Origin of the sequence: Paraburkholderia sp. 32 (assembly GCF_050435345.1) — a bacterium.
GTDB classification, from domain to species: domain Bacteria; phylum Pseudomonadota; class Gammaproteobacteria; order Burkholderiales; family Burkholderiaceae; genus Paraburkholderia; species Paraburkholderia tuberum.
The window spans coordinates 2,233,888-2,252,945 of sequence record NZ_JBNDKD010000001.1 but is presented as its reverse complement, the minus strand read 5'-3'; the positions used below and the strand labels follow the sequence as shown (position 1 = coordinate 2,252,945).

Annotated in this window: 23 protein-coding genes; 9 read left to right on the top strand and 14 right to left on the bottom strand. The window is 61.6% G+C overall.

What is annotated here, in order from left to right:
* Positions 1-26: 26 nt before the first annotated feature.
* Complete coding sequence (locus OKW26_RS10540) at positions 27-1,274, bottom strand: DUF1479 domain-containing protein (protein ID WP_429353555.1); 1,248 nt, start codon at positions 1,272-1,274, stop codon at positions 27-29.
* Positions 1,275-1,369: 95 nt separating this feature from the next.
* On the opposite strand from OKW26_RS10540, the gene OKW26_RS10535 reads away from it, so the two are divergent.
* The gene (locus tag OKW26_RS10535; RefSeq protein WP_429353554.1) at positions 1,370-2,302 is read left to right on the top strand and encodes a helix-turn-helix domain-containing protein; all 933 of its coding nucleotides are present in this window, start codon (positions 1,370-1,372) and stop codon (positions 2,300-2,302) included.
* Positions 2,303-2,323: 21 nt separating this feature from the next.
* On the opposite strand, the gene OKW26_RS10530 is transcribed toward OKW26_RS10535, so the two are convergent.
* Positions 2,324-3,136 (bottom strand): IclR family transcriptional regulator, encoded by an 813-nt coding sequence (locus tag OKW26_RS10530; RefSeq protein ID WP_429353553.1) that lies wholly within the window; start codon positions 3,134-3,136, stop codon positions 2,324-2,326.
* A gap of 43 nt (positions 3,137-3,179) precedes the next feature.
* Positions 3,180-3,746 carry a VOC family protein gene (locus OKW26_RS10525; RefSeq protein WP_429353552.1) on the bottom strand — a complete coding sequence of 189 codons (567 nt, stop codon included), beginning with the start codon at positions 3,744-3,746 and terminating at the stop codon, positions 3,180-3,182.
* 147 nt (positions 3,747-3,893) lie between these two features.
* On the opposite strand from OKW26_RS10525, the gene OKW26_RS10520 reads away from it, so the two are divergent.
* The 3 genes from OKW26_RS10520 (at position 3,894) to OKW26_RS10510 (ending at position 6,936) form a co-directional block, all read left to right on the top strand.
* Positions 3,894-4,742: a fumarylacetoacetate hydrolase family protein gene (locus tag OKW26_RS10520; RefSeq protein ID WP_429353551.1), complete on the top strand. Its 849-nt coding sequence runs from the start codon at positions 3,894-3,896 to the stop codon at positions 4,740-4,742.
* Between the two features lie 58 nt (positions 4,743-4,800).
* Complete coding sequence (locus OKW26_RS10515) at positions 4,801-6,324, top strand: bifunctional 3-(3-hydroxy-phenyl)propionate/3-hydroxycinnamic acid hydroxylase (RefSeq protein WP_429353550.1); 1,524 nt, start codon at positions 4,801-4,803, stop codon at positions 6,322-6,324.
* Positions 6,325-6,495: 171 nt separating this feature from the next.
* Positions 6,496-6,936 carry an MFS transporter gene (locus OKW26_RS10510; RefSeq protein ID WP_429353549.1) on the top strand — a complete coding sequence of 147 codons (441 nt, stop codon included), beginning with the start codon at positions 6,496-6,498 and terminating at the stop codon, positions 6,934-6,936.
* 260 nt (positions 6,937-7,196) lie between these two features.
* On the opposite strand, the gene OKW26_RS10505 is transcribed toward OKW26_RS10510, so the two are convergent.
* Genes OKW26_RS10505 through OKW26_RS10495 form a run of 3 tightly spaced genes read right to left on the bottom strand, consistent with a single transcriptional unit; the run spans position 7,197 to position 8,955 of the window.
* A complete protein-coding gene (locus OKW26_RS10505) occupies positions 7,197-7,433 on the bottom strand; it encodes a hypothetical protein (RefSeq protein WP_184050433.1) in 237 nt (78 codons plus the stop codon).
* Positions 7,434-7,457: 24 nt separating this feature from the next.
* Positions 7,458-8,228, bottom strand: a complete 771-nt coding sequence (locus tag OKW26_RS10500) for an efflux RND transporter permease subunit (RefSeq protein ID WP_429354209.1) — start codon at positions 8,226-8,228, stop codon at positions 7,458-7,460.
* On the bottom strand, positions 8,185-8,955 hold the full coding sequence (locus tag OKW26_RS10495) for a hypothetical protein (protein ID WP_429353548.1): 771 nt from the start codon (positions 8,953-8,955) through the stop codon (positions 8,185-8,187). The genes OKW26_RS10500 and OKW26_RS10495 overlap by 44 nt, the downstream gene beginning before the upstream one ends.
* A gap of 9 nt (positions 8,956-8,964) precedes the next feature.
* On the opposite strand from OKW26_RS10495, the gene OKW26_RS10490 reads away from it, so the two are divergent.
* Positions 8,965-9,174: an EAL domain-containing protein gene (locus OKW26_RS10490; RefSeq protein ID WP_429353547.1), complete on the top strand. Its 210-nt coding sequence runs from the start codon at positions 8,965-8,967 to the stop codon at positions 9,172-9,174.
* 165 nt (positions 9,175-9,339) lie between these two features.
* On the opposite strand, the gene OKW26_RS10485 is transcribed toward OKW26_RS10490, so the two are convergent.
* The 5 genes from OKW26_RS10485 to OKW26_RS10465 all read right to left on the bottom strand — a co-directional run bounded on the left by OKW26_RS10485 (position 9,340) and on the right by OKW26_RS10465 (position 13,455).
* Complete coding sequence (locus OKW26_RS10485) at positions 9,340-11,604, bottom strand: molybdopterin cofactor-binding domain-containing protein (protein ID WP_429353546.1); 2,265 nt, start codon at positions 11,602-11,604, stop codon at positions 9,340-9,342.
* Positions 11,604-12,056, bottom strand: a complete 453-nt coding sequence (locus OKW26_RS10480; RefSeq protein ID WP_026226223.1) for a (2Fe-2S)-binding protein — start codon at positions 12,054-12,056, stop codon at positions 11,604-11,606. Before OKW26_RS10480 ends, OKW26_RS10485 begins: the two co-directional genes overlap by 1 nt.
* 71 nt (positions 12,057-12,127) lie before the next feature.
* Positions 12,128-12,439: a high-potential iron-sulfur protein gene (locus OKW26_RS10475; RefSeq protein ID WP_184059819.1), complete on the bottom strand. Its 312-nt coding sequence runs from the start codon at positions 12,437-12,439 to the stop codon at positions 12,128-12,130.
* 16 nt (positions 12,440-12,455) lie between these two features.
* On the bottom strand, positions 12,456-12,950 hold the full coding sequence (locus tag OKW26_RS10470; protein WP_429353545.1) for an aldo/keto reductase: 495 nt from the start codon (positions 12,948-12,950) through the stop codon (positions 12,456-12,458).
* Positions 12,916-13,455 (bottom strand): aldo/keto reductase, encoded by a 540-nt coding sequence (locus tag OKW26_RS10465; protein WP_429353544.1) that lies wholly within the window; start codon positions 13,453-13,455, stop codon positions 12,916-12,918. Before OKW26_RS10465 ends, OKW26_RS10470 begins: the two co-directional genes overlap by 35 nt.
* Positions 13,456-13,600: 145 nt before the next feature.
* Between OKW26_RS10465 and OKW26_RS10460 the strand changes: the two genes are divergently transcribed.
* Together OKW26_RS10460 and OKW26_RS10455 are read left to right on the top strand one after the other, a co-directional pair.
* The gene (locus tag OKW26_RS10460) at positions 13,601-14,056 is read left to right on the top strand and encodes a winged helix-turn-helix transcriptional regulator (RefSeq protein ID WP_184050443.1); all 456 of its coding nucleotides are present in this window, start codon (positions 13,601-13,603) and stop codon (positions 14,054-14,056) included.
* 122 nt (positions 14,057-14,178) lie between these two features.
* Complete coding sequence (locus OKW26_RS10455; RefSeq protein ID WP_221309100.1) at positions 14,179-14,409, top strand: hypothetical protein; 231 nt, start codon at positions 14,179-14,181, stop codon at positions 14,407-14,409.
* A 62-nt stretch (positions 14,410-14,471) separates the two neighbouring features.
* Here the strand turns inward: OKW26_RS10455 and OKW26_RS10450 are convergent, their stop codons facing one another.
* The 3 genes from OKW26_RS10450 to OKW26_RS10440 all read right to left on the bottom strand — a co-directional run bounded on the left by OKW26_RS10450 (position 14,472) and on the right by OKW26_RS10440 (position 16,849).
* Positions 14,472-15,230 (bottom strand): sulfite exporter TauE/SafE family protein, encoded by a 759-nt coding sequence (locus OKW26_RS10450; protein WP_429353543.1) that lies wholly within the window; start codon positions 15,228-15,230, stop codon positions 14,472-14,474.
* A gap of 102 nt (positions 15,231-15,332) precedes the next feature.
* The gene (locus tag OKW26_RS10445; RefSeq protein WP_429353542.1) at positions 15,333-16,073 is read right to left on the bottom strand and encodes an aspartate/glutamate racemase family protein; all 741 of its coding nucleotides are present in this window, start codon (positions 16,071-16,073) and stop codon (positions 15,333-15,335) included.
* Positions 16,074-16,120: 47 nt separating this feature from the next.
* Positions 16,121-16,849 (bottom strand): GntR family transcriptional regulator, encoded by a 729-nt coding sequence (locus OKW26_RS10440; protein ID WP_429353541.1) that lies wholly within the window; start codon positions 16,847-16,849, stop codon positions 16,121-16,123.
* Positions 16,850-17,182: 333 nt separating this feature from the next.
* On the opposite strand from OKW26_RS10440, the gene OKW26_RS10435 reads away from it, so the two are divergent.
* Both OKW26_RS10435 and OKW26_RS10430 read left to right on the top strand, forming a co-directional pair.
* The gene (locus OKW26_RS10435; protein ID WP_429353540.1) at positions 17,183-18,223 is read left to right on the top strand and encodes an ABC transporter substrate-binding protein; all 1,041 of its coding nucleotides are present in this window, start codon (positions 17,183-17,185) and stop codon (positions 18,221-18,223) included.
* A 13-nt stretch (positions 18,224-18,236) separates the two neighbouring features.
* On the top strand, positions 18,237-19,058 hold the full coding sequence (locus tag OKW26_RS10430) for an ABC transporter permease (protein WP_184050453.1): 822 nt from the start codon (positions 18,237-18,239) through the stop codon (positions 19,056-19,058).

Below are 19,058 nucleotides of genomic sequence, written 5' to 3'. Positions count from 1 at the left end.
GCCTTTCGGCCCCCAGCGATCGCGGTTCACAGCGTAAAGCCCATCTGGTCCTTGCCGAGTTCAGTCAGGTCTGTCTCCGCCGCACGTCCGACAAAGTCGACTTCAAAATTGTCCGCAGGAAAGTCCGGCGGGCTATCTCCGTTGAGAAAGGTCGGCAGTTGGCGTTTAAGGTAGGCGTCGTTCTTTGCACACGCTGGCGCAGCCGATATGTACATGACGTTGCTGTAGCCCTTGCCACGATGGGCATCTTCGACCGCGTGAATCACGTCGCTATGCCAGAAGACGGTGTCCCCTGCCTGCATCAGTGGAATGGAGGACAACGCTTCTTGAAGCGGACCATGCCACTCCCGCTTGATCGAAAGTGCGCGGCCAGGTAATGCGCCGCACAGGTCGTCATCTGGCACGTCATCCTGGAGAGCGCGCAACAACACATACACCATGGCGTTGGCAATTGGCACAAGCTGAAGCGTGCCGTCTCCCGGACCTTGCGCAGTGAGCGCTGTCCAGCCCTGGAAAGTACGGAACATCGAACAGACAGTCGGTGACGGAATCTCTCTCGCCTCGGGGCGATACGCGGCATCGAACGCGTCGTAGCGGCGCCAGTCGCCACTAAACACGTGTCGATAAACACGCCGGAAATTGTCGTCAAGCCAACGTTCGACTGACCCACCGTCGCAATGAGCAGACAGCCCGAGCGACTCCGAGCCGGGGGGGCGACGCCGCAGCCGGTCCGCGTACACCGGAACGCGGTCCGGATCGAAATGAACGCGCCCTTCGCTGTCGTGTTTCCAGAGGCGGTTCAGAAAGACGCGCGTCTGAGTGAGTTCGGGCGCCTGGCGCGCTTCGACCTGAGGCTTCGACCAGTAAATGCCATAGATCTGGGGCTTGCTCGAAGCGAGGTTGCCGAAGTACCTGTCTTCTGCACGATGCGCGAGTTTTTCATCGAGGTCATTGGACTCGACATACTCAGCGACCTGCGCGTCCCACCGTTCAGCGCGCTCGCGGCTGAACACGTCCCGGACGACGCAGGCTCCTCGATCCTTGATCGATGCGATCTGCGCGGCGCTCACCCGGTCAGCCGCGATATCCGCATACTGGATTTCAGGAATGACGGACTCACCGCGGGCACGCTGCTCCACGATGGTAGCGACGTTGCGCTGAATTTCAGCTTCGACCTGCTGGAATACTTCCTTATAGTTCGGAAGGCCGGCGCGCAACAGCTTTTTGACCGCCCGAATAGCGGTCGGCAAATCGTCGATGTGAAGGGATTCCATGGTGGCGTCTCCTGGTGTTCTTTGATGACTGAAGCTTAGCCTGGGCCAGGATGGACGGGTGATACAATAAGGTCAACTTCTTTGCGATTCCAGCCATGAAGCCTCTATACGAACATGTCGAGATGAGCGCCGGATGCTCCGTGCGGGTTTATCACCGGAAGCTTCCGCGTATTCCGTTCGAATGGCACCATCACCCGGAATATGAACTCACCTTGACGATGAATAGCCGTGGCAAACGCTACATCGGTGACTCGATCGCCGGGTACGAGGGCGATGACCTGGTGCTCGTCCCGCCGGACTTGCCTCATACCTGGTCGTCGAACCGTTCGATCGACGGCAGCGCCCCGCAGGTCGCTATCGTCATCTGGTTCGAAGGCGACTGGGCGCGACGACTGGCAGATTGCTGCCCCGAGTACGAAGCACTTCATCGGCTTCTGCGACGCGCTGCCTGCGGCCTTGCGTTCAGAGCGGAAGCCGGGGCAACGGTGCGTAGCCGACTCGAGGGTCTTTTGTCTGTGTCTCCCAGAGAGAGACTCAGCGTTGCGCTGGACATCCTGTGCACATTGGCCGATGAGGAAGCACGGCCACTCGCGTCCCCCAACGCATTCGATCAGAACAACGTGGGGCGGCCGTCCGGCCACGAGCCGGAGCGGATAAATCGGGCGTTAGCGGTTATCGAGGCAAGGTTTGCCGAACGGCTGACACTCACGGAATTAGCCGCCGCCGCGACCCTTTCAGAGCGCACACTCAATCGATATTTTGTTCAGCATATCGGCGAAAGTGTCGGGAAGTATGTGAGCCGCGTGCGAATCGGTCACGCATGTCGAATGCTCGCAGACACCTCATGGCCCGTGTCGGTTATCGCCGCGCATTCGGGATTTCCCAACGTTGCCAATTTCAACCGTCAATTTCGCGCGCTGAAAAAGACGACTCCCGCGGCCTATCGGAAAGAATTTGCGGGTCGGCCACGACATCAACTGAATGCCCCGTTGACACTGGAGGCGAGGTCGCCATCCTTGGACCGCTGATGAATGGCCTTCAGCTTGTGACTAAGCGGACCGCTTGGCTCGCGATATCGTGTGCGACGAAACTGCGGCCCCGGCTCCCCTACTTTCGATGACCGCGCGCGTGCGCTGAGAGGTTCGCGCCGCTGCCTCCCGGATCGATTCTACGAGCCGGTCCAGATTCGCAAATTCGAGTCGCTGCGTCGGTACGATCACCGCAAGCGATCCGACTGCTTCGCCCGAATCGTCCGTGAACAGCGGCGACGCCAGTGCAGAAACGCCGTTTTCCAGTTCGTCCCTCGACAGGTAAAAGCCCGCGCGTCGGATTTTGAGCAGCGACGCGCGGAACTCGTCGAGTGTCGTCCCCAAGCCGCTTTGCGCGATCTCTTCGGCATACTGATCGAACAGGACCGCCAACTTGGCCTTCGGAAACGTGGACAGGATCGCTTTTGGAGCGGCGCCGAGAAACAGGGGCCGCGGACGGCCTCGGCCGTATCGGAGGTCAAGCGCCGCCTCGTGCGTTTCGCGATGCGTGTCAACGAGCTCGCTCCCGTACCAGCGCGACATCACCACATCGAAGCCCGAGTGTTCGCTCAACTCGCGCATGATCGGCTGGCCGATCGCAAGCAGCGGATCCGACACGCGCAGATGGTAATCAAGCTTGATGATGCGAGGGCCGAGACCATAGTCCCCGCCTGCAAAGCGGATGAGCAAGCCGGCGTCCACGAGCTCGCGCACATAGCGGTAAGCCGTTGGAATCGAGCAGTCGAGTTCGGTGGCAACGTCTTCGACGGACAGGAACGGCTTCGCCTCCGAAAACAGCTCGAGTATGGATAACAGTCTCGTGATGCTCGACATCTCTGTGCAGGGCTCCTCGTGTGTGAACGGATTATATCCGCGCTTATGCAAGCCCCATCCGCTCGGCCATTTCTGCCCGCCAGACGCTGCGCGGCCTGAACCCCGATAGCGCGCGCGCATGGTGTTCAACGGCCGCGATCAGTTCAGCATCGGGCAAGTTGAAGTCGACAGGCACCCGCATTGGCTGATCGACATACCACGGCGTGTCGATGAAGAGTTCGAGGCGGTTGCCTTCGGGATCGCGCGCATAGATCGAGATCGCATTGCCGTGAGTGACGGGGTTGATTTCCTCCAGGCCTTCCGCGACGAACCGCTGGTAAAACTGCCTCAGCGTGGCAAGGCTGTCCGCTTCGAACGAAATCTGGTTGATCGGATTGAACGTCAAGTGTTCGGGGCGGCCGCTCGCGAGCACGATCTGGTGATGCACCGCGGGATCGCGGCTCAAGAACACGAGTCGCACAGTGCCGTGCGGCGTCTGCAGCGTGCCCCGATCCGTCACGGTGAACTCCAGCACCCGGGAATAAAAGTCCTCCACCCGTGCCATGTCGCTCACATAAAAACCCATGTGACTCAGCGACAGGCCCGCTCGCGCTTGCTTCATACCGTTCATGCTTGTCTCCACGTAGTGATAAACCCTAACAAAAAAGACGTTGTGTCCTTTGTAATAATTTAGTTTATTCTCAAAATAAGATAAATGTACAACTTTTTGAAGGATCGAAGCGCTGATCGCATCGACTTTTTATCCACCGGAGCATCAATGAAACTCGCCAGCTTTTCTACCCATCAAGGCCCCTCGTTCGGCATCGTTCGCGACGCAACTGTATTCGACCTCGGCAAGCGTCTTGGCGGCCGCTATGCGGATCTGAAAGCGCTGATTGCCGCCGACGCATTCGGCGAGGCTACCCAGGCGGCCGAAGACACGAAGGGCGACTACCCGCTGTCGGAAGTCACGCTGCTGCCGGTGATTCCGAGCCCTGAACAAATCTTTTGCGTGGGACTCAACTACGCAGACCATGTCAAGGAAACCAATCGCGAAACCACCGAGCATCCAGTCATCTTCATGCGGGTGCCGGCTTCGCAGGTTGGCCACGGCCAGCCGATGCTGCGTCCGCCTGAGTCGCACAAGTTCGACTATGAGGGTGAGATTGCCGTCGTCATCGGGCGCGGCGGACGGCGCATTGCCGAAGCCGACGCGTGGAATCACATCGCTGGCTACGCCTGTTACAACGACGGCTCCGTGCGCGACTGGCAGCTTCATACAGGCCAATGGGGCCCGGGCAAAAATTTCTATCGCACCGGCGCATTCGGGCCGTGGATGGTGACGAGCGACGAGATCGAACCCAACGCGGTGATGACGCTCGTCACCCGCCTGAACGGCCAGGAAGTACAACGCGCGACGACGCAGATGCTGATCCACGGCATCGCCAAACAGATCGCCTACCTGTCGACCTTCACCCCGCTCTCTCCAGGAGATGTGATCGTGACCGGCACGCCCGGCGGCGTCGGCGCGAAGCGCAACCCGCCGCTCTTCATGAAGCCGGGCGACGTGACGGAAGTGGAGGTAGACGGGATCGGTGTGCTGTCCAACCCGGTCGCCGACGAGTAACACCCAGCGCCGGACTCACGCTGTGCGTGCGCCCGGCGTCTTCCAGACGGACTCAGACATGTCAGATAAAACCATTTCGACGCACGCGTGTGATTACGACGTGGCAGTCATCGGCCTCGGGCCCACCGGAGCGACGCTGGCCAACCTGCTCGCAATCGAAGGCTTGCGGGTGCTGGTGCTGGAGCGAGACAAGGACATTTTCGCGCTACCCCGCGCAGTGCACTTCGATGGCGAATGCATGCGCGTGTTCCAGACCGTCGGCATCGCGGACTCACTGCTTCCCAAGCTGTTTGTCGGTCCCGGCATGAAATTCGTGAACGCCGAGGGCACGTTGCTGATCGACTGGCAGCGCCCCACTTGCATCGGGCCGCATGGCTGGTGCGCGAGTTACAAGTTTCATCAGCCCGATCTCGAGAACGCGTTACGTGAACGCCTGGCCGGCCAGCCGAATGTCGATGTGCGCCTGCGTCACGAAGTGTTCGCGCTAGACGAGACGAGCAATGGCGTCCGACTCCGCTTCGAAGACACGAGTTGCGGCAAGCTCGGCCATGCCACTGCCCGTTACGTCGTCGGCTGCGACGGCGCGCGCTCGATTGCGCGGCGCTTCATGGGCACTGAACTCACCGATCTGAAATCGCATGAACGTTGGGTGGTCGTCGACGTATTGCTCGATGCACCGCGGCCAGACCTCGGCGATTACTCGATTCAATACTGCGACCCGGTGCGCCCGACCACCTACACGCGCGGCCCCGGCAATCGCCGCCGCTGGGAGATCATGGTGATGCCCGGCGATGATGCGGCACAACTCGGTTCTCATGAGTGGCTGTGGGGCAAGCTCGCTCGCTGGATTTCGCCGGCCGACGCACGCCTCGAACGTTCCGCCATCTACACCTTTCACTCGGTGGTGGCCAACGGCTGGCGCCGTGGGCGACTTCTGCTTGCCGGAGATGCCGCGCATCAGACGCCGCCTTTCATGGGCCAGGGAATGGCGGCCGGTATCCGCGACGCTTCGAATCTCGCATGGAAGCTGGGTGCCGTCATCCGCGCAGAGGCGCCTGATACCCTGCTCGATACCTACGAATCCGAGCGTTCGCCGCACGTGCGCGAATTTATCAAAACAGCGGTGCAGCTCGGGTCCGTGATTCAGACGACCCGTCCGGAACTTGCCAGCAGCCGTGACAGCGAAATGAGCGCAGCGATTCGCAATTTCGTCACCCCGCAACCGAAGCTCGGCCCGGGAGCCGGTCTCGATGAACCATCAGGCGTTGTTGGACAAATCGCACCCCAACCCCGTCTGGCGGACGGACGCCTGCTGGACGACGTGGTCGGCTATCGCTTTGCACTCGTCGTGCTACCGGAGTTGCTCGCTGAATGTAGCGACATTTCTAGTCGCGCCGCGCAGGCTGGCGTCGAGATCGTCGCCTGCGAAGGGGCTGCCGTCCGTGAGTGGTTAGCTTCAACCGGCGCTTCAGCTGTGCTTATACGTCCCGACCGGTATGTGTATGGCGTCGCTCAGGAGGCGGAATCCTTGTGCTGTCTGCTTGAACACGCATTACCTGGCTCGCAGACAGAGAGCGCATGACCGGGTAAGTCCGCAAAACGCGTTGAAGCGCGAGAGACATCGTCACCAACGCACGCAAATCATTGGACAAAGAAGCCAACAATCACTGGAGGAGTCATGGAGACAACCCGTAATCCGGTCGGCGGCGCCGACCACCCGCAGCCCCCCGGCCTGACATGGTCGCAGTGGAAGATGATTCTCATCGCGAGCCTTGGCGGCTCGCTGGAGTTTTACGATTTCATCGTCTACGGCTTCTTTGCGCATAACATCGCGGCCCAGTTTTTCCCGAATGCGTCGTCGCTGATCAGCATGCTCGCGACTTTCTCCCTGCTTGCGATCGGGTACGTGATCCGGCCGCTCGGCGGGATTGTGCTCAGTAGCTGGGGCGACCGTTATGGCCGGCGTCCGGTATTCCTTGGCTCGATCATTGTGGTCACGACCGCGACCATCTGTCTGGGGCTGCTGCCCAACTACCAGAGTTGGGGCATGACCGCGTCGATCCTGTTGATCATGCTTCGCATGCTCCAGGGTTTTTGCGTCGGCGGAGAAATGCCCGGCGCCATCACCTATGCGGTGGAAGCGGCACCGCATCGGCGGCCAAAACCGCCTGCGCGCGGCATGCCACGTCCATGACCGACAATATTTGTGTTCATCCCCATACTCCTGAACGGCAGATGTCAAAGGCCCACCCTATGTACGCCTCGTTGCATCGCACGAGGCCAAGGGTAGGTGAACGAAATTCCGTGGACTTGTTCCAGCGCGCCCAAATGCTTGCACGGGCGCGAAGCAGGACATCAGCGCCGCGAGCGGGTCGATGCTGTCGCACGGCCAGTCGAGTCGGCAGCGCGCCCGGCAAGCTGGACGCTTCGACTGCCGGGCGCAATGCGTCGTACTCAATGCGATGACGCCGTCCCCGCCTGCAGCGTGGCGGCAGGTATTTGCGCTTCGCGCGGGAAGTAGCACGCCGGCGATTTGACGTGCACTTGCTGATTGCCACCGGGCAGGCCCGCATAGTCGACGGTCCGGGTTGTCGCAGTCTGCGCAAGCGGCGCACGGTGAGCCTGTGCCGACGAATAGGCGCAGCCGTTCAGCAGAGCGACGAAGATCAGGCCAACGAGAGTTCGTATCATGAGGAATGTGTCGCGTGATCCGACTCAATGAGCTTCTTTTAGCGCCGCGCTCGAGACCAGCGCATCCGACCTGTTCCACCAACCGCCGCCGACGGCCTGAAAGAGCGCCGCCGTGTCCGCGAGCCTCGCAGCCCTCGCCTGGATCGCGGCAACGTGCGCCGTTTCATAGCTTTGCTGTGCCGTCAGCACGGACAGGTAAGCGATCTCCCCCGTCTGCAGCTTCCGGCGAGCGATATCGAGGCTGCGCGATGCAGCCTGTTCGGCGGCCACGGACGCTTCCAGCGTCTTCGCATCGGCTTGCACACTTTGCAAGACATCGGCAACGTTCTGGAACGCGTTGATGAGCGTCAGGCGGTACTGCCCCGGCCTGCTCGTAGACCGCCTGTGCGGCGCGCTGGCGGTGCAGCAGCGCCCCGCCCTGAAAGATCGGCTGAAGCGCATCGCACTGCAGCGCCCGTTGCTTTTCGAGCGGCGGTACCCGAGCGGAAGCTTGACCTGCGTGGCCACGGCATGTTGCGCAGCGAGCACGAACCCGGCGAAATCGCGGCCGCGCACGTTGGCCTGCACCATGATCACGCGCTGCCCCTGTTCGCGCTCGATCGTCGAAGGACCGGGCTCCATCCGGATGTCGGCGACTTCGGCGAGCGGCACGGCCTTGCCCGCGCCGTTGCTCACGCGTAGCGCGCCGACTCGCGCCACATCAGTGCGGTCTTGCGGCGTCAGACGAACGCGTATGTCGAAGCGGCCATCGTTATTCGAAATCGAGCCAACGGTGCGGCCTCCAAGCGCCTGCACCACGTCGAGCACCTAGCTCGCATTGAGGCCGTAGCGCGCCACCGCATCCCGGTTCACGATGATGCGCAAGTACGGCTGGCCGACCGTCTGTCGCGCTTGCGCGTCGGCGGCTCCCGGCACGCGAGCGATCACGCTCGCAATACGCTGCGCGGTAGAGCGCGCCGGTTGCCTGCTCGAGCGCGCTGGCCTGGAGCTCGGTGCGCGCGCCAAGATCGGCATTGCCGGCGGCAATCGCGTGACTCATGCCGGCGACTGCATCGGCGCCATCGCGCACCTGTCCCACGATGTCCGCGAGCGCTTCTCTCATCCGCACGACAGTCGCCATCACCCTAGCCCTATCGCCGGTGCGCAACCCGGCGCGCTGAGAAAGATCGCCGCGCCGAATCGCATCGGCGAACGCGATCAGCTCACGCGGCTCCGCGCCGAGCGAGGGGCCGATGTTGCGCACGACAAGCACCGCAACGCCACCACCGATCACGCACGCAAGTCCGGATAGCGCAAGCATCATCCAGCGGAAATCGACGCTTATCTGACGTGCCTCGGCACCGCCCTGCCGGTTCAGCGCTTCCTGAAAGTCGATCAACTGGTTGATTGCCGCGAGCCACTCGACCAGCGCGGGGCGCGCTTGCTGGAGCAGCACGGTGCGCGCCCCTTCGGTGTCGCCGGAGGTTTGCCGTGCAACTACCTCGTCGATAAACGGCGTGGCCTTGTTGCCCGCATCGATCACGCGCGCCCAGTGATCCGCAATGCCGATAAGGGTGCGCCCTTCGCAGCCGCTATTCGCGCGTCGGCTGAACAGTTCTGTAAGCTCGGCTGCAAGGTGCTTGCTGAAGGTGTCGAAACGGCAGCCCAGCACGACGCATTGCAGAACTGCGGCATCGAACTTGCGCAAGGGTGGCTTTACGGCAAGCCGGCGGCCGTTGCGTCATTGCCAGGCCGCAGATGACCCAACGGCGGGTTCGCAAAACGATTTCGAAAGAACTGGCGCGCACCGAAGCGCACTGAACACCGCCGCCCGCGCACAGCGTTCCGTTGACGCGACAGCTCTATCGTTTAACGCTGATTTCATTCTCACGGTAGGCAGCCGCTCGAACTCCGTTGCATTTTGCCGCTACGTCCGTTTCAACAGCGACGTATCCACCGGCAACGCACGAATGCGCTGGCCGGTCGCATTGAAGATCGCGTTGCAGATGGCCGCTGAAGTCGGCGGCACGCCCGGCTCGCCAACACCGCCCGGCGGCGCATCGCTCGGCACGATATACACGTGTGTCTCGGGAACGGAATCGATACGGGCAACCTGGTAGTCCGTGAAGTTCGATTGCTCCGACGCGCCGTTCCGGAAAGTGAGTTCACTGTATAACGTGTTGCCGAGCGCCATCACCACCGCGCCCTCGAACTGCGCAATAACCCGATCGGGATTGACGATGCGCCCGCAGTCGACGGCCAGATCGACGCGTGTCACACGCACCGAACCGTCGTCGGCCACCTGCACATGCGCGACCGCCGCCACGTAACTCAGAAAGCTGCGATGTACCGCAATCCCGCGCCCATGCCGCGCCGGCAATACGGTCGACCACCCGGAGCGCACGGCGGCCGCGCGAACCACGGCCGCATGGCGGGCGATGTCGATCGGATACTCGTCGATCGACGCGCCGTAGTTCGGGTAATCGACCCCTAGTGCATGCAGATCGACATGCCGCGGCGTGCCGAGCAGCGTGAGCAGGTGCTGCACCGGATCCTGCCGCGCGGCCGCGGCAAGTTCATCGACGAACGCCCCTAATGCGAAGCCGTGGGGAATGTTGTATACCGATCGATACCAGCCGATGCGCGTGTGTGCAGAGGCGGCGCCGTTCTCACACCGCACGTTGGCGATGTCGTAAGGCATGTCGGTCACGCCCTGCCCCAGTTCACCCGCCGCCCCGTAACGGACATCAGCCTTGAATGTCGAACTGATCGACGGAAACACCGTGCGGTGCAACCACGCGACCGTCTTGCCTTGCGCATCGAGCCCGCCTTCCATGTGCTGGGCGCACACCGCATGGAAATAGTCATTGTGCACATCGTCTTCGCGAGTCCACGTGAGCTTCACGGGCGCGCCGACCTCGCGTGACAGGAACGCCGCCTCGGCCACGTAGTCAGGCTTGGACTTACGGCCGAAGCCGCCGCCCAATAACGTGACATTGATCGTCACGGCCCGCTCCTGCACGCCGAGCACCTGTGCCACGGTCGTGCGAGCCTGCTGTGGATTCTGCGTCGCGGTCCAGACTTCAACCGCACCGTTCGCATAGGACGCGGTCGCGGCGAGCGGCTCCATCGCCGCATGCGCCAGGTGCGGCACGTAGTAGTCCGCCGAGACATGGTGGGCGGCGCTCTTTAGCGCAGCCGCTGTGTCGCCGTTGTTGCGAACGATTTTGCCCGGCTGCCGCGCGGTGTCCTCGAGCGCCTTGCGATAAGCCTGACTGTCATACGATGCATTCGGCCCAAGGTCCCAGTCGAGCCTCAATTTCCGCCGCCCTTGCATCGCAGACCAGGTGCTGGTTGCCACCACCGCGATGCCGCCCAGCGGCTGGAAACCGGCGGGCAACGGCGCAGCGGGAATGCGGACCACATGCAGCACGCCGGGCACTTTCATCGTTTCGGTCGAATCGACGCTCTTGAGCGTCGCGCCATAGACCGCCGAATGTTCGATCGACGCGTACGTCATTCGGGGCAACACGACATCGATACCGTACGTCGCCCGGCCGTGGACGATGTCGTCGAGATCGACGATCGGCAGCGACTTGCCGATATAGCGCCATGTACCCTCGTCTTTCAGATGCAGCGTGTCACGGCTTGGCACCGGCTGACGCGCCGCCGCCGTTGCGAGCGCGCCGTAGGCGACGCGCCGCCCGCTCGCCGCATGCACGACATGACCCGGCTCGGTGTGACAGGTCGCTGGCGCCACGCGCCATTGCACGGCGGCCGCCGCCACGAGCATCTGCCGGGCCGTGCCCCCTGCTTCGCGCAATGGCTGGAAGAACTGGCGGATGCTGCGCGAGCCATCGGTATTCTGGTCGCCATACTTCGCATCGCCTTGCGCCTGCACGACCTTGACGGCGTTCCAGTCGGCGTCGAGCTCGTCGGCAAGAATCATCGCGAGACTGGTGCGGATACCGGTCCCCATCTCCGAACGATGCACGACCAGAATGATCTCGCCGGACGGCGCGACCGAGACATACACGTTCGGTGCGAAAGCCCCTTTCGCGCCATTCGCGGATGACAGCACGCTCGCCGCGAGCGCGGTGCCCGCGCCGCCGATTTGCAAGCCCAGCACAACCCCACCCGCCAAGGTCCCTTTCAACACCCCGCGCCGGCTCAGATTGACGATTTCGCCCATCACGCCTCCGACGCTGCCGCCTTGATGGCGGCCTTGATGCGTTGATAGGTGCCACAGCGGCAAACATTGCCGGACATCGCTTCGACGATCTGCTCGTCACTCGGCTTCGGCGTCTGCTTGAGCAACGACGCGGCCTGCATGATCTGTCCCGGCTGGCAGTAACCGCACTGCGGCACATTGGCGGCCTTCCACGCGCGCTGCACCGGGTGATCGCCGCCTTTGCCGAGTCCCTCGATGGTCGTTACGGGCTTGCCCTGAACATCCGCCAGTGCGGTCACACACGAACGCACAGCGACACCGTCCAGATGGACCGTGCATGCGCCGCACGCACCGACCCCGCAACCGAACTTGGTCCCGTGCAGCCCGAGCAGATCACGGACTGCCCACAGCAGCGGCATATTCGCATCCGCATCGACGTTGTGATGCACGCCGTTCACAATGAGTTCCATCAACTGATTCCTCGTAGTCGACGCGAACGGCCCAACGTCGTCATGCGCCGTATCGCTTTACCCGCACAAGCCGATCAGGCTCTCGCCTGATAGGCGTTGCACCATCCCGCGCCGCTCACCTGCTTCGCACCGAACAGCGCGCAAAGCGCGCTCGTGTCGGCTGGCTTGCCCTGATAAAACTGGCAATTCGAGCAGTGCTGGTTGGCGCTGAAGCGCGGATATTCCGCGTGATCGACACGCGATGCGTCGGTCCGGTAGCCGAGCGCCTGCGCGGCCGGATCGCCTTCCTGAAGCTGCGTGGGCGCGGCCCACGCAGTGCCGCCGGTCATTGCCAGCGCCGCGGCGCCAACGGTATGCACAATGAAGTTTCGTCGATTGGTTCGCATGTTCAATACACTCCTTTCACGACACCAGAACACGTTGCGGCGGTGCCATAAACTCCGGACCTACCGGGTCCTTGACGAATTGCGAGACGATCGCGTCGATTTGCGCAAAGGCCTCGTCGTCGAGTCGCCAGCCGAACGCGGCTTCGAGTCCGTCCAGTTGCGACGGACGGCGCGCACCCCACAGCGCGATCGTCGGGCCGCGGTCCAGCACCCAGCGCACGGCAAGCGCAAGCACCGACTTGTCGAAGTTATCGCGCGCGAAGACGTTCAGTGCTTTCACAGCGTCGACATACTGCTGACGACGCGGCGCACGGAACTTCGGGTCATGTTGACGCAGATCGTCGCCCTCGAAACGCGTTTCGGCGCCGATGCGCCCTGCCAGCAATCCGCGGCACAGTGCGCCATAGGCGAGTGCAACCAGCCCATGCTGTTTCACATAAGGCAGCACGTCGCGGTCGATGTCGCGTTCAAACAGGTTATAAGGCGGCTGGGTGGCGGACAGCGGCGCCACGCGACGGAACGCGTCCATTTGCGCCGCAGAGAAATTGCTGACGCCAAGCGCGCGAACCGTTGCCTTCCTTGCGCAGGTCGTCCAGCACCGCGGCGGTCTCTTCGATTGGCACGAGCGGATCGGGCCAGTGAACCTGGTACAGATCGATGTAATCTGTCCGCAAGCGCCGAAGTGTATCCTCTACTTCATGACGAATACGCTCCGGCGAAGCATTGCGAAATACCTTGCCATCCTGCCATTCGAGAGCGACTTTCGTCGCGATGACTGCCTTATGGCGATATCCATCGGCCAGCGCTTTGCCGACGATTTCCTCCGACGCGCCGAAGCCGTACGCCGGCGCCGTGTCGATAAGGTTCACGCCGCTGTCGAGCGCCCGGCGGATCACCGCAATCGAGTCCTTCTCATCAGTGCCGCCCCACATCCATCCGCCGATCGCCCACGTGCCCAGGCCGATACGCGATACAGGCGTCGATAAACCCTCAACTTCAATTGTTTCAATAGTCATGCGATGCTCTCTGGTTAAAGCGCCGCATCCATGTCGAATACGGTCCGAGAAAATGCGACGTGCCAAAAGGACGGGCAAGCGAGTCGATTATTTCAGCCGCATCCGGCGATCACAAGAAGGCACCTGAAGGTTCCATACTTTCCCCATGGAAACAAATTGCTACGACGGCCCTCACGCCGCCGAGAACCCGCAGAAGAAAACCGATGACCTCGCGCGCAACGTCATCGAGCAGATCGCCGACAAGTGGACGATCCTCGTGATCGATGCGCTGGGCACCCATGGCGAGATGCGTTTCTCGCGGCTACGCGACGAGGTGGGGGGCGTCAGTCAGAAGATGCTCACGAAGACCTTGCGGCAACTCGAACGCGACGGTCTCGTCACGCGCTATGTGCATCCCGTGATACCGCCTCGTGTCGACTATCAGTTGACGCCGCTAGGACGCAGTCTGCTCGACAAGATCTGTGGGATCTGGGACTGGGTGGAAGCGCATATGACGGAAATGGAATCGGCGCGACGGCAATTCGATCTCGGCGAAAAGCGTACCGATCGCGCGCCTTCGAACCGTGACGCGGAGTCCGGCTCACAAACGCGCCTGGAATAGCCGAACGCGTTCGCAGCGCGCTTGCCATGGGTGGTCGAGTCGCCGGTGTCTTCCTGAACCGTCTCAAGACACGCGAGGCCGGCCACGATCGATAGCGGCTGTTGCTCGGATTGAAGGCCACCATGAGCGAGGCCGAACTGCATCTCCTGCGTGCCCGGCTGGACGGGATATTCGCAACAAGGCCGCCCGTGGCGAATTGCGCCGCGGCCTGCCCACCGGGATGGGTGTGGGGCGAAGCCGACGGCGAGGTCAGGCTGCACCCCGACGAAGCCGTCGTCGGAGCATTGCGCACCGTGTTCGCACGTTTTGGTGAGGGTTCTGTCGCAGTAAGGCCTTCCACCCGTCTGATTTAAGTGAAGGCATGCACCAATGCGACGCTCGAGCTAGCGACGAAGTCTTTCGGACATCGATGAATTCATCGACCCCACGCGATGAGCCAAGGAATAGCAGACGCGAGAGAGGCCGCCCCCGACACTGTTAGCAGTCCAAGCACGATTTTCCGGAACGCGACTTCACTCATGCCAATGTAAAGCCGTGCGCCGATTACGGATGGGACGACCATTGCCGGCGCCACTACGGCAAACATTGGAAGGTCCGTTGCCGTAATCGTTCCGCTGAAAGCGTACGTGACCATGGTTACCGAAAGTATCGTGAGATTGAAGTTTTGAACGAGCCCGCGCTGATGATCTTTATCGAATCCACGAAGTACGCACCACAGGTTCGGAAATACACCTGCAAATCCCCCGAGGCCGCTCATGACGCCACCCAACAGGCCAACCACGCCGTCGGCCATGGGACCGCCGCGTGAGATTCGCGGCAATCTGGTGGCGAAAAACATGATTGGGCACCATAGCACCAGTAGGGCGCCAAGGAAGGCCTTGAACCGGTTGACGTCCAACACCGGAAGGAGCGCAGCGCCGACCGGAATCCCAATCAAGCCGCCCAGTATGAACGGCAAAAGATCCCGCCAGCAGATCCTTCGACGCACGGTGATAACCGACATGATCTGGCCGGTCAAGGCTCCAAAAATCGCTAGCGGGGCTGCGAGCTGTGGGTCGAGGCTCCATACCCATACGGACATTGCGACAAGGCCAAAAGCAAAGCCAGAGAGCCCCTGAACAAAGCCGCCCGCTGCAGCGCCTACCGCTACGACAATAACGGAGCTTACTGACATGGTAGCGGCCTTCTTCCTGGCTACGAACTGCGATTGATAGATTGCAACCAATGCACGGCATGCGGACCGACGATCAACCCCGTCGATTCAACCTATCCCGCTCTACGACCGAAGCAACCCGCGGATCGCGGCCGACAACCCCGCATCAGGCTTTTCAGGTGGCTTGGCAAAGCTGCCGATTTTCGGGCTGACCGGGCGCAAGCGGCAAAGCGTCTCTGCCTGGCAAACCGCGCTGGATACGCCATCGATGACAGGTACCGGAAGCCTGTCCGCGACCGTTCGCGCGAGACCCGCGAGCGGCGCACCGGCAAGGATTAGCACGTCAGCCCCGTCTTCCTGAACGGCCTGATCGCACAGATCCAGCAACATGGACGCATGGTCATCCTGGACCGTTGAGGCGTTGCGCAGTGGACGATCGAGATGGCGAATACCTGCCAGTCTGCTCAGCATGCCGTATCGATCGACGGACTCGCGATACCAGGCGGTGATGCGCCGCGAGATGGCGATGATGCCGATGCGCTGGCCCATTTGCGCAGCCGTCATCAGCGCAGCCTCGGTCATGCCGACCACCGGCACGTCGAGCACTTCGCGCAGTTCGAGGAGACCCGGATCGCCGAACGCCGCGATCATCACTGCGTCGTGTTGTCCAATGCGCTCACCTGCGATGGTTGCTGCCGCGTGAGCACCGAGCAGCGCTTCAAACCGCGTTTCGATATAGGCGACCCCACTCGCCGCCGTTGCCATTTCAATTTGCGTCTCGCTGGCGGCAACATGCCGCGCTTCGGCCTCGATCAAGTCGGTCACGCCGATAGATATATTCGGGTTGATGATCAACAGTTTCATGTTCACTCTCGAAGGATGACTGTCCAGGCGCAGCCACGAGGCGGCGACTAGCCGAAGATCGCGGAAAGATCGACTTCCGTGTCTTCCGGCAGAGAGAGATCAAGAGTTGCCTCGATATGATCGAGATGCGTGATCGCTGCTGCTACCGCCGCAGTCAGATCGCCCCTCTGCATCAGTTCGACGATTTCCGTGTGTTCGTGATTCGGACACGCGGGCACGTTCGGGGAATCGAACAGCAGGATGATCAGACACGTCAGTGACGCGAGTTCCCGCATCAATTTGGTCAGCGGCGGGCTGCCGACCATCTCGGCGATCAGGAGATGAAATTCGCCAGACAGGCGAATGACGGCGTGCTTGTCGCCCTTGTCGCGAGCCGCCCTCTCCTTCGCAATATGCGCGTGCAGCCGGCGGAAATCGTCCTTGTCCGCGCGCTCGACCAATGTGCGAATCAGCGCTGGCTCCAGAATGCGGCGAGCCTGGAAGATATGACGTGCGTCATGCACCGATGGACTGGCGATATAAGCGCCGCGATTCGGAATAGTCGTCACGATGCCTTCGTGCGTCAGCCGGGCAAGCACCTTACGAATTTGCGTGCGGTTCACCTTGAATACGCCTGCCAGCTTCTCTTCCACCAGCTTCGTACCCGGGACGAGCCGGTGCTCCATCACGGCCGTCAGGATGCGCCTGTAAATGGCATCGAGCTTGTCGTCATCGACGCCCAGTATCTGTTCGGTGCTGCGCGCCTTGCGCGAGCGTGGCTCTTTCTCGGTCAACACTTCGGGCACCCTCGTCAAGCATGTTTGTGTCGATGCAATTGTAGATTGTTACAAAACAAATTGGAATTGTTCAACTGTGCACTGCCATTGTTCAGCAGCACCATGTGCGCGCTTAACAATACTCGGCCGCACCTGAAGAGTGCCGCCGACGCGTCAACGCTTGACTTCCGCCAAGGCGGCCACGCGAGGATCACGAACTGGCAGATACTGCGCCGGTCGCGGCTCACCCGCAATTCAGACCGCCGAGACGACTAAACCAGACGAAGATTGGCACATGAGTTGCTTTGTCTGTCACAACGACAATCTATTTTGTGACAAAAAAGGAATCTCCTGATGCAGCTTGCCCGTCTGTCTTTCTCTACGCTGAGGCGTGCCGCCCGGGCGCTCGTCGCACCCGTCATGATGGCCGTCGCGCTCGCCCCGACCGCCGGCCATGCGACGGACGCCGATCCGGTACAGCTTGGATACGCGAAGTGCGCGCATTGCACGCCACTGTCGCTGACTCCCCAGTACGCAACTGGCGTGAAATTAACCGCGGTGCCGTTCAACACGGGCAACGACGTGCTTACCGCGCTACTGTCGAAGAGCATCGACATCGCGCAGGTCACCTACCTCCATTACGTGACCGCACTCGACAAGGGGTTCAAGGTCGTGGCTGTCTCCGGCCAGATCAACGGCGGATCGCGCATTCTGGTAGCGAACAGCCTTCCGGTTCAGCCGGGCGACTGGGACGGCCTTAAAAAGCTCATCATGGAATACAAGAAGGAAGGCAAGCCTTTCCGCGTCGCCGCCTCCCGCGGCAATGCGCAGGATATCCATATGCGTGGCGCGTTTCTAACGCACGGCATCGATATCAACAAGGACGTTCAGTTCATCAACATTCCGAATCCGTCCGATCACGCTTCAGCGCTCCGCCGTGGTGAGGTCGAACTGATCACGTCGGTCGAGCCGTTCGCGACGCAGATCAGTGCCGTGAAAGCCGGCAAGTTCTTCGCCTTTCCGTACGACCAGGCTGCGGGCAAGCTGACCAACCTGATCGTCACGCGCCCGGACGTGATCGAGACCAACCCCCAGGGTGTGCTCGAAACAGTCCGTGCCATCGTCAAGGTCGATGAACTGATGGCGGGTAACAAGCCGCTTTTTATCGACACGATCCAGAAAGTGACCGGTCTCGACAAGGAGATCGCGACGGGTGCGGTACAGAACCTTGATCCGGACTACAAGATGTATCGCACCTCGGCAGTGGCCATTGCCAAAATGATGCACGACCTGAGGTACGTGAACTCGGACGTGAGCGACGCGGTCCAGAAGAACCTCGACTACAGCTTCCTGGAGAAGGTGACCGGCAAGCCCAAGGCTCAACTCGGCTATTAATTCGGATCGCGTGATGACATCGATAACTTCATCGCGTTTCTACCGGCACATCGAGCGGGGCATTGTCCCGGTACTGCTGATCGCCGGCTGGGAAGCGTTCTCACGCTCAGGCATCCTACCGGCGGCGCTGCTGCCCGCGCCTTCGCAGGTGCTGATCGCCTGGGCTGACTGGATCTTTTCGACCGATGGCAACACTCAGACCTATTCGGGCCACTGGATCTTCGACATTGCGGCGAGCGCCGGCCGCGTGTTCGCGGGGTTTGGAATCGCCACGGTAATGGGTGTCGCAATTGGCATGGCGATCGGGTGGTCGCGATCGGTCGAGTCGCTCGTCGAGCCGACATTGCAGACGCTGCGCCCGGTTCCGCCTGTTTCATGGATTCCGCTCGCGATCATCTGGTTCGGCATCGCCAACAAACCGGCGATCTTCCTGGTGTTCATGGGCTCGTTCTTCCCCGTACTGCTGTCGACGATCCATGGCGTCAAAACGTGCGACCGTAACCTGCTGAGAGCGGGCGCGATGACGGGCGGCACGGGCTCCATGCTGCTGCGTCACATCGTCTTCCCGGCGGCACTTCCCAGCATCTTCTCCGGTCTGCGCATCGCCATTGGCTCCGCGTGGATGCTGACGGTGACCGCTGAGATGGTCGCGGTCAAAAGCGGCGTCGGCTATGTACTCTGGGACGCCTACTACTTCCTTCGATACGACGTCGTCATCGCGTCGATGGTCAGCATCGGCCTGCTGGGCTTCCTGAGCGACTACGTGATCAAGGCAATCTCCGCGCGCGTCCTGCGCTGGCAACGGGGTTCCACACTGCAGGCACGGGAGCGCTGA

Excerpts from the sequence above, each read along its gene's own strand:
- OKW26_RS10540 (WP_429353555.1), bottom strand. The coding sequence starts at position 1,274 with ATGGAATCCCTTCACATCGACGATTTGCCGACCGCTATTCGGGCGGTC.
- OKW26_RS10535 (WP_429353554.1), top strand. The coding sequence starts at position 1,370 with ATGAAGCCTCTATACGAACATGTCGAGATGAGCGCCGGATGCTCCGTG.
- OKW26_RS10530 (WP_429353553.1), bottom strand. The coding sequence starts at position 3,136 with ATGTCGAGCATCACGAGACTGTTATCCATACTCGAGCTGTTTTCGGAG.
- OKW26_RS10525 (WP_429353552.1), bottom strand. The coding sequence starts at position 3,746 with ATGAACGGTATGAAGCAAGCGCGAGCGGGCCTGTCGCTGAGTCACATG.
- OKW26_RS10520 (WP_429353551.1), top strand. The coding sequence starts at position 3,894 with ATGAAACTCGCCAGCTTTTCTACCCATCAAGGCCCCTCGTTCGGCATC.
- OKW26_RS10515 (WP_429353550.1), top strand. The coding sequence starts at position 4,801 with ATGTCAGATAAAACCATTTCGACGCACGCGTGTGATTACGACGTGGCA.
- OKW26_RS10510 (WP_429353549.1), top strand. The coding sequence starts at position 6,496 with ATGATTCTCATCGCGAGCCTTGGCGGCTCGCTGGAGTTTTACGATTTC.
- OKW26_RS10505 (WP_184050433.1), bottom strand. The coding sequence starts at position 7,433 with ATGATACGAACTCTCGTTGGCCTGATCTTCGTCGCTCTGCTGAACGGC.
- OKW26_RS10485 (WP_429353546.1), bottom strand. The coding sequence starts at position 11,604 with ATGGGCGAAATCGTCAATCTGAGCCGGCGCGGGGTGTTGAAAGGGACC.
- OKW26_RS10475 (WP_184059819.1), bottom strand. The coding sequence starts at position 12,439 with ATGCGAACCAATCGACGAAACTTCATTGTGCATACCGTTGGCGCCGCG.
- OKW26_RS10465 (WP_429353544.1), bottom strand. The coding sequence starts at position 13,455 with ATGACTATTGAAACAATTGAAGTTGAGGGTTTATCGACGCCTGTATCG.
- OKW26_RS10460 (WP_184050443.1), top strand. The coding sequence starts at position 13,601 with ATGGAAACAAATTGCTACGACGGCCCTCACGCCGCCGAGAACCCGCAG.
- OKW26_RS10455 (WP_221309100.1), top strand. The coding sequence starts at position 14,179 with ATGAGCGAGGCCGAACTGCATCTCCTGCGTGCCCGGCTGGACGGGATA.
- OKW26_RS10450 (WP_429353543.1), bottom strand. The coding sequence starts at position 15,230 with ATGTCAGTAAGCTCCGTTATTGTCGTAGCGGTAGGCGCTGCAGCGGGC.
- OKW26_RS10445 (WP_429353542.1), bottom strand. The coding sequence starts at position 16,073 with ATGAAACTGTTGATCATCAACCCGAATATATCTATCGGCGTGACCGAC.
- OKW26_RS10435 (WP_429353540.1), top strand. The coding sequence starts at position 17,183 with ATGCAGCTTGCCCGTCTGTCTTTCTCTACGCTGAGGCGTGCCGCCCGG.
- OKW26_RS10430 (WP_184050453.1), top strand. The coding sequence starts at position 18,237 with ATGACATCGATAACTTCATCGCGTTTCTACCGGCACATCGAGCGGGGC.